Genomic DNA, 15,735 nt, shown 5'->3' on the forward strand with positions numbered 1-15,735 from the left:
CGTATGCTCACCGACCTGCACGATGGGCAGCGCCCACTTGGTAGTGCTGGTGGTGAAGCACTCGTCGGCGTGGACGAATTCGTCGAACAGGACGGGTCGTACCTGTACCTCGAAGTGTGGGGCGGCGAGTTCCAGAAAAACCCGGCGGGTAATGCCATTAAGTACATTGCGGTCAGGCGTAACGAGCGTGTCGCCTTTGAAGTGGAAGACGTTACTGCGGGTCAGCTCGCTGATTTCGCCGCCTTTGTGGAAAAGCAAATCCGCCGCACTCTGCGCTTTCATTTCCCTGGCCTGCAGAATCATGTGGAGGTAGTTGGTCGTCTTGATTTCGGGCAAATCGCGGACGTAGTCGTAGGGCAGCACCTTGATGCCTTCGCTCAGGGCAGCAGGGTTTTCTTTGGGCAACGGTTCGCAGCGAATGATAAAATTAGGCTGTGTTACGGTCACGCTGTCGGCAGCGTAGCCACCCGTCAGCACGAAGCGGAAAGCCACCTCGGCCTCGCCGGAGCGCTTGTATAGGTCGGTCAGAACATCGGCAGTTTCGCCCTGCGTCAGTGGCGGCACCATGTGCAGCGACCGGGCCGAGTTCGCGAACCGCGTCCAGTAATCGTCCCAACGAAACGGCACGCCATTGTAGGTGCGGAAGTAGTCAAACATCCCGTAACCGCGCAATAGGCTAAGGTCGTTGGTTTTAAGCAGGTCGGCATCATTGGGCAAGATCTGGCCGTTGAAGTACTGGGTGTAGGGCATGGATGGAGTCAATTTGAAGGGTGCTTTACAAAAATGGCAAGAAAATCCGACAATGGGATTTTCTTACTTCTTGAACTCCGCCACGTTCTCCTTCGTCACCAATTGAAACGGCACGAGGATTTCCTTTTCGTAAGGCTGCTTGTCGATGATTTTCAGGGCCGTTTCGATGGCTTGCGAACCTTGCCGGGCGGCGTTCTGAAACACGGTGGCGTCGAGCGTTCCCTTTTCCACGGCCCGCAATGCATCTGGAATGGCGTCGATGCTTACGACCACCACTTTGTCTTTTATGCCGGCGGCTTCCAGGGCTTTGACGGCCCCCATGCCCATTTCGTCGTTTTGAGCAAAAACCGCATTGACCTTATTGCCGTACGATTGAATCCAGTTCTCCATCAGCGACATCGACTTGGCCCGATCCCACTCGCCCGTTTGGTGGGCCAGTAGTTTCAGGCCAGGGTACTTTGTCAGGATTTCACGCGCACCTTGCTCGCGCTGGATTTGCGCGGCTTGTCCCATATAGCCGTGAATCATGATCACATTACCCTTTCCGCCTAGTCTCTTAGCAATGTATTCCATCGCGATGCGACCCGACTCTACGTCGTCGGAACCGACGAAAGCCGTGGGTTTGGTAGCGGTAGCTGAGTTGACATTGATAATCGGTATACCCGCCGCCAGCGCCTTGGTCACAGCGGGCGAACTCGCCTCCACTTCGCAAGGGTTCATAATGATGGCACTCACACCCTGCGCAATGAAGCTTTCGATCTGCTCGATCTGTTTCAACGCCGACCGCTCAGCGTCCACCATGATCAGTTCCGCTCCGACTGCTTCGGCTTTTTTCTCCATCTCGTCGCTGACGTTAACGATAAACTCGTTCTGCATACTCAACATCGACACACCGATGAGCGGTGTGTCGCCCTGGGCGTCGTCGTTGGCTTGGTTGCAGCTTGTGAGGGCAGCGATTGTGGTAAACAGTAAGAGAAGTCTTTTCATTGTTTTGAGGGGAAAGTGTTCTGGGTAAAGGTGAGATAGGGAGATAATTTACTTACCTCTTCCGATTCAACCCATCCAGTACCACGGCCCCGATGATAATTACTCCCATCACTACTTCCTGATAATAAGACGTCACGTTAAGCAAATCCAAACCGTTGCTGATTACGCCAATGAGCAGCGCTCCGATGAGTGTTCCGGTCATGGTGCCGCTGCCGCCCGAGGTGCTGGTACCGCCGATGATGGCGGCGGCAATGGCGTCGAGTTCGAAGCCCTGCCCGGCGTTGGGCTGCCCGGTAGTGATGCGGGAGGTCAGCACGATGCCTGCCAGAGCGGCCAGCGCTCCGCAGAGGGTATAAACGAGCATTTTGATTTTTGCCACCGAAATCCCCGATGCCCGTGCGGCTTGTTCGTTGCCGCCCACGGCGTACATGTAGCGGCCCCAAATCGTTTTTTTGAGCAAAAGCGAACACAAACCAAAGACGACGACAAGAATGATGATGGGAAAAGGAATCCCGAACACCTGCCCACCGCCGATGAAGTTGAAGCCATCCGAAAGGTTGGATACGGGCCGTCCCTTGCTCAAGATCAAGGCCAGACCGCGCCCGATGGTCATAGTGCCGAGCGTCACGATGAAAGGCGGCACTTTGCTTTTGGTAATGACCAGGCCGTTGAAGCCGCCCATCGCCAGTCCTGCCGCCAGTGCTACCAATAGCGGAACCACGAGCGGGTAGGTATCGGGATGCGCGAACAGCGCCGCCGCTACGCCTGTGACGGCCACCATCGAGCCCAGCGACAGGTCGATGCCGCCCGTGATGATCACGAACGTGACGCCAAAGGCCAGCAGGGCATTGATGGATACCTGCGTGAGAATGATCGTGAGATTAGGAACCGTCAGGAAGCGTGGGGTAGTTAACGCCAGGGAAGCGCAAATGACTACAAAGGCAAACAGGATTCCAAAGATGCCCAGGCTGCGGATGCGGTTGGCTCGGGCGAGGAGTGGGGATTGAGTTTTAATCATTCTGAGTTACGAGTGAACGGCATGTTGCATAATTTTTTCTTGGCTCATCTCTTCCCGAGACAGCAACGCCGTTTGTCGCCCCTGCGAAAGTACTACGACCCGGTCGCACAGGCCGAGAATCTCGGGTAGTTCGGAGGAGATGAGTAGGATTGCAATCCCTCCGGCGGTGAGTTGGCGGATGAGTTTATAAATCTCGTGTTTGGCCCCGATGTCGATGCCGCGCGTGGGTTCGTCAAAAATAATAATCTCCGGCTTGGCGAGCAGTGTTTTGCCGATTAGGACTTTTTGTTGGTTGCCACCGCTGAGTTGCAGCACACTTTGCGACAGGCTGGCGGTTTTGATGTGTAAGTCGTTCACCATGCGATTAGCTGCGGTATGTTCACTTTTTCCGTTGATCAAGCTGCCCCGCAGGTGGTCGCGTAAACTCGACAGCGACAGCGTATGCTGCACCGACATGCCAGGAATACAGCCCCAGCCCTTGCGGTCCTCGCTAACGTAGCCAACGCCGTGCCGGATAGCTTCCTCCGGCGAGCGGATGGTCACCTTCTTTTTTTTGATAAAAACCGTCCCCTCCGCCAGCGAATCCAGCCCGAAAATGGCGCGGGCTACTTCTGTCCTTCCTGCGCCCATGAGTCCGGCCAGGCCCAACACTTCGCCCGCACTGAGGTCGAAGCTTATGTCCTGGAATTTTCCAGGAATGCCTAGATTTTTTACGGATAAAACTACCTCACCTTTCTGGCCCGTTGTTTCGGGAAAAAGGCTTTCGATTGTTCGCCCGACCATCATGGTAATCAAGGCGTTTTGGTCAAGTTCGGAGGCGGGTTTCGTGCCGACGTACTTCCCATCGCGCAGCACCGTCACCGTGTCGGCAATTTGGGCAATTTCGTCCATCTTATGCGAGATGTAGATGATGGCGACGCCTTTGGATTTTAGATCCTTAATAATTCCAAAAAGCGTGGAGACTTCCTTATCCGACAGGGCCGAAGTCGGCTCGTCCATGATGATGATTTTGGCGTCATGCGAAATGGCCTTGGCGATTTCAACCATCTGCATTTCAGCCACGCTCAGGTACTTCATTTTAGCATGGGCGTCTAGCGTCATGCCCAGGTCGGTCAGTAGGTTGTTTGTTTTTTGGTAAATGCCTGGGTCGTCGAGCCAGCCGGGTAGCCATCGGGTACTTTCGCGGCCCAGGAAAATGTTTTCGGCCACGGGTAGTTCCGGTACGACCTGCAATTCCTGGTGAATCATGGAAATGCCTTTAGCAAGCGAGTCCCGAACGTCGCGGCTTGCCCAGGGTTCTCCGGCAAAAGTAATTTCCCCCAAATCGGCGGTTTCCAGACCCATCAAAATCTTCATTAAGGTGGATTTGCCCGCACCGTTTTCGCCCATCAGTACATGTACTTCGCCCCGATGGAGCGTAAACTGCACTTCGTCCAGCGCTTTGATGCCGCCAAAGGATTTGGAAAGAGATTTTACAAGAAGAATAGGATCAGACGGATGACTTTCCATGCAGGAGGGAAGCGGTAAACCAGGGTTCACCTTTCAATTATATTCAAGTAAAAAGCACCTGAGAGAAGGCTCTACCCGTTTGAAGTAATTGATTTTAAACCTATGGAAGCTTTTTCCACTCAAAAACCTGAAATTTTTCCTGTTTTATGGGTACCTTAGTAGTTCTGCTTCCTTTTAGAAATTATAGTACAGACGGGACGCTTATTTCGTCGTCGAACAGAACACACAAAAAGCAAGCTACCATCCACCCCAATCACCCCCAACGAATACCATTTCCGTTTATGAATTTGAAATACCTCGTCACAGTAGTTTCTCTTTTTGTCAGTACCAGCGCATTTTCTCAGGATAAACCTGCCAACTACACCCAAAAAATCCCCGGCACAAACCAGGAATACGATATGGTCGTCATCCCGAGTGGCGAATTTGTGATGGGAAGCCCGGCGGGCGAGGCGAATCGTAATGCCGACGAAGGCCCGCAGCATAAAGTAAAGCTGGATGGCTTCTGGATGGGCAAGTACGAAGTGACCTGGGACTTTTTTGATCTTTATGCCTTCAAGAATATGGAGGCAGAAATGGCTAAGCGCTATCCCGATGATGAAAAGAGTGTCGCCAAAACCGACGCCAGCACTCGGCCTAGCCCGCCTTATGTGGACATGTCGTTCGGTATGGGTCGCGCGGGCTACCCGGCCATTAATATGACGCAGTACTCGGCCATTCATTTTTGCAAATGGCTTTACGACAAAACGGGCGTATTCTATCGTCTGCCGACCGAAGCCGAATGGGAGTACGCCGCTCGGGCGGGTACCAAAACGGCCTACTCTTTCGGCGACGATCCCGCCAAAATGAACGAATACGCCTGGTACAATAAGAATAGCGGCGGCACGTATAAGAAAGTCGGCACTAAAAAACCCAATCCCTGGGGCTTGTACGATATGCACGGCAACGTGATGGAGTGGACGCTCGACCAGTATCTGCCGGATTTGTACGCCAAAGCCGACGGAGAAGTAAAAAATCCACACGTCCCTGTCACTGAATTGTACCCCAATTCGGTACGCGGTGGTTCGTGGGACGACGACGCAGCGGTAGCCCGCTCCGCCGCCCGGACGCCCTCCGCCGCCGAATGGAAGATGCTCGACCCGCAATTGCCCAAGAGCGAGTGGTGGATGACGAATGCCTCTTTTCTGGGAATGCGACTGGTAAGACCCTTTAAAACGCCTTCTCCCGAAGAAATTGAAGCCTATTACAACCCGGAATTGATTGAAGATTATTGAATTTTACAACTAAACGTTTAACCAACACAAATACATCATGGACCAACAAAAACGACGTGAATTTTTGAAGGCCTCTGGGCTACTAGCCGGAGGAATTGCCCTGAGTCCGTTCGCTTCGGCGCACCGATCGTCCTACGGCTTTAACAGCAACGTGGACGACACCATTAAGGTAGCCCTGATCGGTTGCGGCGGACGCGGCACGGGTGCGGCGGCGCAGGCTCTCAGCACCAAGCAGAACGTAAAGATCGTAGCGATGGCTGACGCCTTCCGCGACCGTTTGGAAACTTCATACAAGAGCCTTACTTCCAAAAAATACACGGACGCCAACGGCAAAAACGTGGAGGGTACCGCCAAGGTGGATGTTCCCGACAGCCGCAAGTTCGTAGGTTTTGAAGCCTATAAGGACGCGATGGCCCTAGCCGATGTGGTGATTCTGGCCACGCCTCCCGGCTTCCGGCCCTACCATTTGGAGGAAGCGATCAAGCAAGGCAAGCACGTATTTTGCGAAAAGCCCGTAGCGACCGATGCTCCCGGCATCCGCAAGGTGCTGGAAGTGGCCGAAATTGCCAAGAAGAAGAAACTGAACATCGTCACGGGCTTGCAGCGCCACTACCAGCCCAACTACCGCGAAGCCATCAAGCGCATTGAAGATGGCGCCTTGGGTGACATCGTGGGTGGACAGGTGTACTGGATCAGCGGTGGCGTGTGGGTGAAGGATCGCCTGCCCAGCATGACCGAAATGGAGTACCAAATGCGCAACTGGTACTATTTCAACTGGCTCTGCGGTGACCATATCACCGAGCAGCACGTTCACAATATCGACGTAGCCAACTGGGTGAAGGGCAGCTATCCCGTCGAAATTCAGGGAACGGGTGGTCGCGAAGTACGCGATGGCAAGATGTACGGCGAGATTTTCGACCACCACTGTCTGGATCTGGTCTATGCCGATGGCACGACGATTTCGAGCCAGTGCCGCCATTACGAAGGTACTTATAGCCGCGTGGATGAGGCCTTCGTGGGTACGAAGGGACGCATCGACAGCTTCTCCAATAAGAATACAATTCTGAAAGATTACAAAGGCAAAGTCATTTACGCGCACGACTCCAAAGGCGACGGCAATCCTTACCAGATTGAACACGATGAGTTGTTCGAGGCCATCGCTAAGGGCGAGTACAAGTTTGCCGACGCCGAGCGCACCGCCAAGAGTACCATGACCGCCATTATGGGCCGCATGGCTACTTATTCAGGTAAGCTGGTGAAGTGGGATGAGGCCCTGAACTCGGACATCAACCTCTTCCCCGATAAGCTGGCCTGGGACGCGATGCCGAAGGTGTTACCTGACGAGAACGGCTTCTACCCTATTCCCGTCCCCGGTAAGACCCGCGCGGTGTAGGTCCTTCCTTGATTTGATTTTTGTAAAAAACCTGCGGAGCCATTCGGCTTTCGCAGGTTTTTCATTTCAGCGTGTTCAACTCGATGGTTTTGTCGCCGTTGATTTCCAGTAGCCATACTTTCACATCGGAAAATTTCCGTAAAATCTTTTTGCTTCGCTTCACTCCCGTCACGCTGAAAGCCGTTGCCAGCGCATCGGCCAGAGTACCGTTTGGAGCCACGACAGTGGTGCGAACGTGAAACCGCAGTCCAACGCCCGTTTCAGGGTTTACGATGTGTGAGTAGCGTACGCCTTCGTGTTCGAGATAGCGGTAGGTAGCGCCCGACGTAGCGATGCCCGCATTGGCGAGGGAAAGGGTCGAAGCGGTCGAATCCTGTGGTTTACCCGAATTGATGTTTACTTCCCAGGTCGCTTTTCGGGGCGGTGGGTCAGTCAAGGTAATGTCTCCTCCCGCGTCGATCAGGACTGAATTGATTCCCAGCTTTCCTAGCGTCTTCATCGCCTCGTCGGCGGCGTAGCCCTTGCCGATGCCGCCGACGTCCAGCCGCATGTTTTTTCGGGTAAGCCGGACTGATTGTGATCGACAGCGTAACTTCACATACCGGTATCCGACCGACCGCCGAGCCTCCCGCAATTCTGCTTCGGTTGGAAAGCTGTTTCGCCGCACGGCCCGTCGCCACAACTGCACTACCGGGCCGACAGTCACGTCAAAACTACCCCGCGTACGGCGACTTATTTTTTTTGCTAAAAAAAGAATTTTGAACAAATCATCGCTGACGCCCATCCACTCGCCACTACCCGAACTACCCGACAGGCGATTGATCTCGCTGCCGTCGCGGTAATCACTCAAAATTTCATTGAGCGTCTCAATGCGAGAGAAAGCAGCATCAGCACCTGCGTTGGCCAGCGAGTCGCTGGAAGCGTAAAGTACCAACCGGAAGGGCGAACCCATTAGGCCCTTCTCGAATTCGTAGCGCTTTTCCTGCGCAAGAACCCTACTCGGAAAGTAGAACGGAATCAGAAACAGGTTTATATTGAGGAATAATCGAAGGATAATTCCTCCTATTTTGCCACGAAACCTCGAACGGGTGAAGCTAACTATCTTCAATGCATTGATGATCCTGGCCATCGGAATGATGGTAATATTGACGGCTGTCTTCATGAAGATTCAGGAGGTGTCTCCCAAAAGCTCCAATTACCTCATGTTGGGCGGTCTTGCGCTAGAATTCCTCGGCACCGTTTGGTTCGTCCTGAGCCTTTATCGCCGTCGCAAAAACCTACGGGATTAGATTTTGCTTGCTTGATGGCGCAGGTAGAAATCCGCCAGCACTAGTGCGGCCATTGCCTCAACGATCGGTACCGCGCGGGGAACCACGCAGGGATCGTGTCTTCCTTTGCCTTGGACGGTCACTTTTTCTCCTTCCTCGTCCACACTTTCCTGATCCTGCATGATGGTAGCTACGGGCTTGAAGGCTACGCGAAAATAGATGTCCTCTCCGTTGGAAATACCACCCTGTACCCCGCCCGAGTGATTAGTTTTGGTGCGCACCTTGCCGTCGTCGTCCGTAAAAAAGGCGTCGTTGTGTTCCGAGCCACGCATCTCGACGCCCGCAAAGCCACTGCCATACTCGAATCCTTTTACGGCATTGATGCTTAACATGGCCTTACCCAACTCGGCGTGTAGTTTGTCAAAAACAGGCTCGCCCAAGCCAGCGGGTGCGCCCGTTATTACGCAGGACACAATGCCACCGATCGAGTCACCTTCTTTGCGTACCTGATCAATGTAATCGAAAACTACCTTCGCCGTTTCGGGTTCCGGCCAGCGTACGGCGTTATCCTCAGCGACGGCCAGTTGCAATTGTTGGTACTCTTTCTCCAACTTTATCTTGCCTACTTGCGAAACGTAGGCTTGAACTCGGATTCCAATCTTTTGCAAGATCATTTTCGCCACTGCCCCAGCCGCTACGCGAGCTGCCGTTTCGCGGGCAGAACTGCGGCCGCCGCCCCGGTAGTCGCGGGTGCCATACTTGGCCTGGTAAGTGTAGTCGGCGTGGGAAGGACGGTACTGCGTGGCGATGTGAGAGTAGTCTTTGCTGCGCTGATCCTGATTGCGAATGATGAGTGCGATGGGCGTTCCCGTAGTCTTGCCCTCGAACACGCCCGACATCACTTCAAACTCGTCGGCTTCTTTCCGCTGCGTAGTTATGCGAGATTGGCCGGGCTTGCGGCGATCGAGTTCGCTTTGGATAAAGGCTGCATCGAATTCGATACCCGCTGGACAACCTTCCAGCACCACACCGATGCCCACGCCGTGTGATTCGCCGAAGGTGGCTATTTTTAATATTTTTCCGTAAGTGCTGCTCATGGTCAGTTTATTTTCTAAAAATCCAAATCATCGCCCCTAACAAAACCAGTACGACCGCATTGGTCAGGTTGCGGATAATTTCCTGGTAGTCGATGTATGTATCAGTGGTAGCCATGTCTACGATATTGCCGTAAACCGGATCCTTTCCCTCACCCGTAAGGGAAGCGGCCTGTAAATTTTCGCCTGCTACTTCGATCGTTTCCGCTGACCGAAGCGTATCGTACCTAGTCTTAATCGGGTCAAAGTAAATCCATTGAAAGAATTTTCCCAATGGAAAATCTCCCTTTTGCCGCGCTACCAGATAGTAGTCGAAGGTTTTCTCTCCACTGACTTTCTCGTAACTCCGCTGTACCGTCTGGCTCACATCGGGTGGATAAAAGTCGAAGGCTTTGCTATTAGTGACTTCGGGCGGCGTTAAAGTAGCAATGTTGCCTTCCCCTTCGATCGTAAACAAGTATCTCAGACTTTCGCCCGAATGGACACTTTCCCTAGTGACATTTTCCCGCAATCGGTATTCGCCCACGGCAATTTGGTCTTTCTGCGGATGCGGTGGCAGGGGTTTTACCAGCACCCGGACGTGACGGGTAGAAAATGTTTCTACCGTTTTACTTCTTTTTCCATCAGCCAGCGTTTCCCAGAAAAGCATGTCCAGCTTTACGGCAGGAAACGAAACGGATTGCAACGTGATCGGAAAAAACACAGCCTGGTACATTTGATATTCAGTAAATTTTTTGCCGCCGATATTCACCTCCCGCTGGATGATTTCCTCAATTCCCACGTTTTCTTCCCAACAAGTGGCCGGACGTAGTTTCTTCAATATACTTTGTAGTTGTGCGTCCAAGCGATAAAACTCCATCTCTATCGGTGCGTTTTTTGCAACGTACAAAGCCAGCCGAACCGAAAATCCCTCTCGCACATATACGATAGGTTTTGAAACCTTTACTGACAAGAAAATACTTCCGGCAGCAATATCCTCGGTCGAGGAAATTATTTCTGGTTCTCCGGCGGTATTTTCAGTAGAAATCTCTTGGCTATCAGTTTTATTAAAGGTTAGGGTTACGCCTTCTCCCTTGATCTTAGTGCCATCCACCGTAACCTCGAAGGGAACAAGGGTGTATTTGCCTGCCTGCTTAGCAAAATACTGTTGGCTGATCGTTTGGATCAGAACGGTCATACCGTTCACCACGTTAGTGGTAGTGGTAGCCGATGCGCTTCGTTTTTCCAAGCCCGGTAGTTCGGGAAATTGTACAGAAGGTCGGCTGCTGCTATTACGCACCACTACCGACAGAATGAAAGGCTGATTTAGTGTCAGCTCTTTTTCACCTATTTCCACACTCGCGCTCTTCTCGGCTGGCTGCTGCGCCATCAAGGGGCAAAAGCCTGAAATTAGCACCAAAAGAACATACGCTTTCATCCGTCCGTTGCGTTCTATAAATCGGAAAGACAACCGATTTACAAGTTATATTTACAAGTTATTTCGTCTTTGTTTATCTCAATATCCTAAACCCCAAAACTAAGTAATACTATGGCCTCAATGTTAGAGTACATCAAAATCATCCTGCAAAAAGTTAGCTTCGATCGCAGATTATTTGAAAAAGAACTTCGTAAAGCCATCCGAATGTTGATGCCTGGCGAAGTGAAGCGATTGAAACTTTGGTGTTACGAAAAATTCGCGGCAGTGCACCAACCTGTTCTCGATACGTGTTTCGTAACGCCTAATGCGGTTCTCTGATTTCCTTCTTTTTTGAAAAAACGGCGAAGGCCACGGAAAATTCCGAGGCCTTCGCCGTTTCGACGTTTATGGCAGCTTATTATTTACTGCTACCTTTCTTTGGCGTTACTGCCGTAGCAGGCTCAGGTTCCATACCCAGTGCTTGCTTAGCGGTTGCATTATCAGGATCAACCGTCAGCAACTTTTCCCAGTAAGTCTTTGCCTTCGCTTCATCCTGTCCAACTGTCTGGTAGTAAAGCGCGATATAACTGTAAGGCTGTTTAAAATAGGATTTATTCACACTTCCGTCTTTGTCCGCTACTTCTACAAACTTTTCGTAATGAGGCAGCGAAATGCCCTTGTCTAGGTTAGCCTGTGCGCCGTAAATATTGTAAAGTACATTGGCCCGTTGCAAGTAGCTGTACGGCCAATCGGGTATTTTTTTAGAAGTAAAAGCAAACAGGGAATCAGCTTTAAGGTAATATTCCTTTTTCTTTGCTGCTAGCGTGGCACTATCCAAGCTTGCCATTCCTTCGGGCATTTTCGTCAAGCTAAGAGAGTCAATTTTGCCCGTCGAATCAGGTAAAGCAATGTTACTAGCCACGTACTGATAAGCCGTTCCTGCTTGGTAGTAATCATTCCCATTAGCTTTGGCAGTGTCCATGGCTATGCCTTTGTCGTAGGCCATACCTGCTTTCAAGTATTCCTTGTTTTTAAGGTAAAGATTCGCAATCTCCTTGTAGGTCACAGCCGATTCAGCTACGTTAGTATCCAGGTCGGCTCCTTTCATTAGTGCCTGAATGCCCTGCTCAGTGTACTCGCCTTCGGAAGCCATCTTATTATAGGCTCGGCCTAAATACTTGTAGTCATCCGGAACAAGGGTTCGGAAGTTTCCATCTTCGTCCTTGGTCGTGGGAGCTACCTCGATAAACTCTTCAAGATTTTTAATAGCATCTTCCATGTTATTGGTCTTGTAATAAGACCAACCGTACATTCTTTTTAGGATCGGGTTGTCGATTTTGCCCTTTATGCTTTCCAGCAACTCCAAGGAGCGAGAATAGTCGTCAGCTACGAAAGCGAACTGAGCCGCCCGTAGCACTGTTTCGGGATCTTTATCACCACTCTTCTGAATGTACAAATCGAAATTCTCCGCTGCTCGCTTGTACTGTTGTGCCAAGTAGTACAGTTCCGCCAAGTCTTTATATGCCGGAGCGTAGTCTGGATTTTTCTCAATGGCCTTCTTATAGTAATCGAGTGCGAGGTTGTACTGCTTACCACGTAGAAAGATTTGTCCAATGCGGTTATTAGCGACAGCGTAGTTAGGCCGTGCTGTCAGGGCGTATTCATAAGCGGTGACGGCCTGTCCACCTTCGTTCTTTTTGGAGAGAATGTCTCCTTTCACTATGTAGGCATCCGCCAATGTATTATCTACTTTGGTCGCTTCGTCGATCAGACGAATGGCTTCGGCCGGGTCGCTGGTTTTATCGAACAAAGACCAAGCTTCGCCAGCCCTGTAAAGTACATTGGCATCTTTACCGCGCGATTTTTTCACTGCGTAATCGATCATTTCTTTGCCTTTCTCACGGTTGCCTTGGCCCAGTTCGACCATAGCCATGCCTACTTGATTGATGTAGCTTTTGCTATCCTCGGCCAGGGCTTTCTCAAAAACCTTTCGAGCTTCGTCCAACTGATTAATGCGGACATGATAGTAGCCCAAGTTGAATAAACTCTGTTCCGACGGACTGGTCTCGGCCAGCTTCTTGAAAGTTTGTCCCGCTTCTTCTGACCTATCGGTATTCAGTTGGTCGAAGCCTTCCTGGGCTGTTTGGGCAAAGCTTATCGCAGTAGCGAACAAACTGAACGCCAGGGTAGTGATTGATTTTCTGAGCTTGTTATTCATTTCTTAATCAGGTTGAATAAGAGATTAAAAATTGGGTTGTATTAAAAAATGGGTTCCAAAGATAACGATTTGCAAACTAACTCTAAAAATTTTGTTTAGTCTGTACTTCTATATCTCTTGGATAAGGTATGGTCGGGACAAGTCCCATCTTCTCGATCACGAGACCACCTACATCACGGGCGATGTAAGTCATCAGTCCTCCGCCTAATCCTGAGTAGCCTTCTCTACTTATAATATAAATAAATCGTGCCAAAGGATAAGTACCTTTTCGCAGGTCTCGTTGGAAAGGTTGGCCGTAATCTTCTATAGAAGTTGGATTTTCATTTTCCGAAACACCCATTACTCGCATATTTTTGGATAATTTAGAAGTGAGTGTAGCATCTCCGTCACTAATCCAACTTACGCCGATAAATCCGATGGAGGAGCGGTTTTCACGGACATGCTTGATAACGTTTTCATTGGACTCCGCCGTATAAATAGGCAGCTTTGTGACATCCTGCACGCCGAAACGTTTAATCATAAAGTTCAGGTTACTAGCATTGGCGTGATCGAAAACCAGCGTGATAGGCCCCGACTGGCTGCTCCCTTTCAACTGGGACCAGTCCTTAATCTGCCCCGAAAAGATCCCTTCCAGCTCTTTAATCGTAATCAGGCTATCCTGATTGGCTTTTCCGGTAATCAGGGCAATGCCATCGATGGCTATTTTCTGCTCAGTCAGCTTGCCGTCCTGCTGTCTAATAATGTCGCGTTCATTCTGGCTCAGTGCCCGGCTGGTAAAGGCCAGGCGCGAACTGTCGCGGAGCAAAGAAAGGACTGCCTCTTGTTCTGGCAGGTAGGCGACATTGAAATGGGCGTCGGGATAAATACCCTCGTAGGCGTGCGTCAGAGATTTGACCAACGGCATGAAAGACTCATCTACGCTGACGTTGATAGTTCCCTGCCGAGGGTTGTCCAAGTTGCTGGATGTGCAACTGTACCAGAACAGTCCGGTCGCCGCGGCACAAGCCACACCCCAAAAATTCTTTGTTTTCAAAGTTATCGTTTTAGTCGCGTCTGAATCCGCGCGCGCGGTAGCCCCGGTAGACGCCATATGCGATCAGAGCTATCGCAAATATGTAGCGGTATACACTACCCACTGGCAGGAAGCTAAAAGACAAGGAGGAGGCGATCAGGTAGATGCCTCCTCCTACATAAACCAGTGCCATGAACATCGAAGTATAAAATGGTATCTCCTGATGCAATGGTCTTCTCTTCATGCGTTATTTTACTCGAGTTGGAAACTGATGGGCAGGTTGTATTTCACCCGCACCGGGCGTCCCGACTGCTTGCCAGGCTTCCACTTGGGCATGGTTTTCACCACCCTCATGGCTTCCTCGTCGCAACCGAATCCGAGACCTTTCAGTACGGCCACGTCCTGAATACTTCCGTCTGTGTTTACTACAAAAGTTAGGAACACTTTTCCCGAAACGTTAGCACGTGAGGCGGCGGCAGGGTACTTGATATTCTTGCCTAAGAACTTGTACATTTCCTGAATGCCTCCTGGGAATTCGGGTTGCTGCTCAACCACAGTAAAGATTTGCTCCTCTACCTTGGCTTCTACTACAGTACCTTTGCTCGGGGCAGCCACTTGCTCAGGGGCAATGATAATCTCCTGTGCGTTGATATCACCTTCCTGTGTTTTATTAGCCGCAACGGCAACTTCCAGTTTCTCCACCGTGGGTGGCGGCGTTTCGATGGGTACTTCTTCATCCTTCTTCACTTCCGGCGGCAGAAACTTTACGGTTTCAACCTTAGGTTGCTCGACAGGTGGCGGTGGCGGTGGCGGTGGCTCAGCGGGGTCGATGGGCGGTGGTGGAAGGTTCATCAAATCCACGTTCACCATTACTTCTTCCGCTTCATCCTCACTTAGGAATTTGTCGGCCAGCATCGGCGATAGCATCGCCAGAATAAAGATGGCGGCTCCGATTAGGGTGGATTTATTAATCACCCCGCGGTATTCCTGGCGCAAAGGATATGCTCCGTACGCCTTGTTGCGGTTCTCGAACACTATATCGTCGAGAGTCGCATTCGGGCTCATTTCTGCCATGGCGTTTGTTTTAAATTAATTGAATGAAAAATTGAATTACTGGTCTTCTGGCTGCGGTGTAACCCGGTCTCCCAGAAGTTTCTTCTCCGAATCCGAGAGAAAGTCAACCATCGCGTATCGCTTGGTTTTTGTGATGGCCATCTCGTCCAGAATATCCACAACGTTCTTGTAGCTGGAAACTTCGGTCGGTTTGATAACTACTACAAAGGGAAGGTTTCCTTCAGCGTCTTTCTCATTTTGGGAATTGATCCGCTTCTGTGATTTAAAAATCGCGTCGCGGAGTTCGGTTCCGAAGCGGACTTTCGTAAGTTCGTCCGGTGCCTTTTCGTCGTCTGAGGCGATTCCGTCTAGCAAGAAAACATCGTCGTTGCGTCCTAGGAAGACGGTTAGCACTTTCGACGCCTTCAAGGGTTCGGTTTCGATTTCCTTTTTCTCCTCATCTTTGTCGGGCACTGTAAGTGTCATCGACGTCGGCTTGCTGAGGGTCGTGGCCAGCATGAAGAAGGTAATAAGCAGGAAGCCCAGATCCACCATCGGGGTCATGTCCACGCGGGTGGAGAGTTTCTTGGCCCTTACTTTGCCATCGCCTTTCTTATTACCACCACCCGATTCTACTATTTCTGCCATCGCTTTTGATGTTTAGGGTAAACTCAATCGTTTACAGGTTTCTAATTGTCCGATCGCCAGCCTGCGGGCGGCTCCTCGGAGTCGGTGATCAGGTTGAACTTGTTGATGTTCTGCGATT

Annotated in this window: 14 protein-coding genes; 3 read left to right on the forward strand and 11 right to left on the reverse strand. The window is 51.0% G+C overall.

All coding sequences use genetic code 11. The annotated features are described in order from the left end of the window. The 4 genes from ACEW8P_RS03685 to ACEW8P_RS03700 form a co-directional block, all read right to left on the reverse strand. On the reverse strand, window positions 1-750 hold a 750-nt coding region (locus ACEW8P_RS03685), incomplete at its 3' end, for an aminotransferase class IV (protein ID WP_373511758.1). A 63-nt stretch (window positions 751-813) separates the two neighbouring features. Next, on the reverse strand, window positions 814-1,737 hold the full coding sequence (locus ACEW8P_RS03690; protein WP_373511759.1) for a sugar ABC transporter substrate-binding protein: 924 nt from the start codon (window positions 1,735-1,737) through the stop codon (window positions 814-816). 52 nt (window positions 1,738-1,789) lie between these two features. Beyond that, window positions 1,790-2,755 (reverse strand): ABC transporter permease, encoded by a 966-nt coding sequence (locus tag ACEW8P_RS03695; RefSeq protein WP_373511760.1) that lies wholly within the window; start codon window positions 2,753-2,755, stop codon window positions 1,790-1,792. A gap of 6 nt (window positions 2,756-2,761) precedes the next feature. Then, window positions 2,762-4,264 carry a sugar ABC transporter ATP-binding protein gene (locus ACEW8P_RS03700; protein WP_373511771.1) on the reverse strand — a complete coding sequence of 501 codons (1,503 nt, stop codon included), beginning with the start codon at window positions 4,262-4,264 and terminating at the stop codon, window positions 2,762-2,764. 281 nt (window positions 4,265-4,545) lie between these two features. Between ACEW8P_RS03700 and ACEW8P_RS03705 the strand changes: the two genes are divergently transcribed. Continuing rightward, window positions 4,546-5,535: a formylglycine-generating enzyme family protein gene (locus tag ACEW8P_RS03705; protein ID WP_373511761.1), complete on the forward strand. Its 990-nt coding sequence runs from the start codon at window positions 4,546-4,548 to the stop codon at window positions 5,533-5,535. Window positions 5,536-5,572: 37 nt separating this feature from the next. Then, window positions 5,573-6,928 (forward strand): Gfo/Idh/MocA family protein, encoded by a 1,356-nt coding sequence (locus tag ACEW8P_RS03710; protein WP_373511762.1) that lies wholly within the window; start codon window positions 5,573-5,575, stop codon window positions 6,926-6,928. Between the two features lie 61 nt (window positions 6,929-6,989). Here the strand turns inward: ACEW8P_RS03710 and ACEW8P_RS03715 are convergent, their stop codons facing one another. From ACEW8P_RS03715 to ACEW8P_RS03725, 3 genes are all read right to left on the reverse strand, one after another. Continuing rightward, window positions 6,990-8,090: an FAD:protein FMN transferase gene (locus ACEW8P_RS03715; protein WP_373511763.1), complete on the reverse strand. Its 1,101-nt coding sequence runs from the start codon at window positions 8,088-8,090 to the stop codon at window positions 6,990-6,992. Between the two features lie 123 nt (window positions 8,091-8,213). Continuing rightward, the gene (aroC, locus tag ACEW8P_RS03720) at window positions 8,214-9,293 is read right to left on the reverse strand and encodes a chorismate synthase (protein ID WP_373511764.1); all 1,080 of its coding nucleotides are present in this window, start codon (window positions 9,291-9,293) and stop codon (window positions 8,214-8,216) included. Window positions 9,294-9,300: 7 nt separating this feature from the next. After that, window positions 9,301-10,707, reverse strand: a complete 1,407-nt coding sequence (locus tag ACEW8P_RS03725) for a BatD family protein (protein ID WP_373511765.1) — start codon at window positions 10,705-10,707, stop codon at window positions 9,301-9,303. 111 nt (window positions 10,708-10,818) lie between these two features. On the opposite strand from ACEW8P_RS03725, the gene ACEW8P_RS03730 reads away from it, so the two are divergent. Further along, window positions 10,819-11,025 carry a hypothetical protein gene (locus ACEW8P_RS03730; RefSeq protein ID WP_373511766.1) on the forward strand — a complete coding sequence of 69 codons (207 nt, stop codon included), beginning with the start codon at window positions 10,819-10,821 and terminating at the stop codon, window positions 11,023-11,025. A gap of 79 nt (window positions 11,026-11,104) precedes the next feature. Here the strand turns inward: ACEW8P_RS03730 and ACEW8P_RS03735 are convergent, their stop codons facing one another. From ACEW8P_RS03735 to ACEW8P_RS03750, 4 genes are all read right to left on the reverse strand, one after another. Beyond that, window positions 11,105-12,904, reverse strand: a complete 1,800-nt coding sequence (locus ACEW8P_RS03735) for a tetratricopeptide repeat protein (protein WP_373511767.1) — start codon at window positions 12,902-12,904, stop codon at window positions 11,105-11,107. Window positions 12,905-12,986: 82 nt separating this feature from the next. Beyond that, on the reverse strand, window positions 12,987-13,937 hold the full coding sequence (locus ACEW8P_RS03740; protein ID WP_373511768.1) for a PstS family phosphate ABC transporter substrate-binding protein: 951 nt from the start codon (window positions 13,935-13,937) through the stop codon (window positions 12,987-12,989). A 231-nt stretch (window positions 13,938-14,168) separates the two neighbouring features. Then, entirely contained in the window at window positions 14,169-14,990 is an 822-nt protein-coding gene (locus ACEW8P_RS03745) for an energy transducer TonB (RefSeq protein ID WP_373511769.1), read from the reverse strand. Window positions 14,991-15,026: 36 nt separating this feature from the next. Continuing rightward, complete coding sequence (locus ACEW8P_RS03750) at window positions 15,027-15,617, reverse strand: ExbD/TolR family protein (RefSeq protein WP_373511770.1); 591 nt, start codon at window positions 15,615-15,617, stop codon at window positions 15,027-15,029. Between the last annotated feature and the right edge of the window lie 118 nt (window positions 15,618-15,735).

The organism is Persicitalea sp., assembly GCF_041751555.1.
In the GTDB taxonomy this organism is placed as follows: Bacteria; Bacteroidota; Bacteroidia; order Cytophagales; family Spirosomataceae; genus Persicitalea.

Coding starts and splice junctions, on each gene's coding strand:
- ACEW8P_RS03705 (WP_373511761.1), top strand. CDS start 4,546: ATGAATTTGAAATACCTCGTCACAGTAGTTTCTCTTTTTGTCAGTACC.
- ACEW8P_RS03730 (WP_373511766.1), top strand. CDS start 10,819: ATGGCCTCAATGTTAGAGTACATCAAAATCATCCTGCAAAAAGTTAGC.
- ACEW8P_RS03695 (WP_373511760.1), bottom strand. CDS start 2,755: ATGATTAAAACTCAATCCCCACTCCTCGCCCGAGCCAACCGCATCCGC.
- ACEW8P_RS03690 (WP_373511759.1), bottom strand. CDS start 1,737: ATGAAAAGACTTCTCTTACTGTTTACCACAATCGCTGCCCTCACAAGC.
- ACEW8P_RS03700 (WP_373511771.1), bottom strand. CDS start 4,264: ATGGAAAGTCATCCGTCTGATCCTATTCTTCTTGTAAAATCTCTTTCC.
- ACEW8P_RS03725 (WP_373511765.1), bottom strand. CDS start 10,707: ATGAAAGCGTATGTTCTTTTGGTGCTAATTTCAGGCTTTTGCCCCTTG.
- ACEW8P_RS03750 (WP_373511770.1), bottom strand. CDS start 15,617: ATGGCAGAAATAGTAGAATCGGGTGGTGGTAATAAGAAAGGCGATGGC.
- ACEW8P_RS03735 (WP_373511767.1), bottom strand. CDS start 12,904: ATGAATAACAAGCTCAGAAAATCAATCACTACCCTGGCGTTCAGTTTG.
- ACEW8P_RS03710 (WP_373511762.1), top strand. CDS start 5,573: ATGGACCAACAAAAACGACGTGAATTTTTGAAGGCCTCTGGGCTACTA.
- ACEW8P_RS03745 (WP_373511769.1), bottom strand. CDS start 14,990: ATGGCAGAAATGAGCCCGAATGCGACTCTCGACGATATAGTGTTCGAG.
- ACEW8P_RS03715 (WP_373511763.1), bottom strand. CDS start 8,090: ATGAAGACAGCCGTCAATATTACCATCATTCCGATGGCCAGGATCATC.
- aroC (WP_373511764.1), bottom strand. CDS start 9,293: ATGAGCAGCACTTACGGAAAAATATTAAAAATAGCCACCTTCGGCGAA.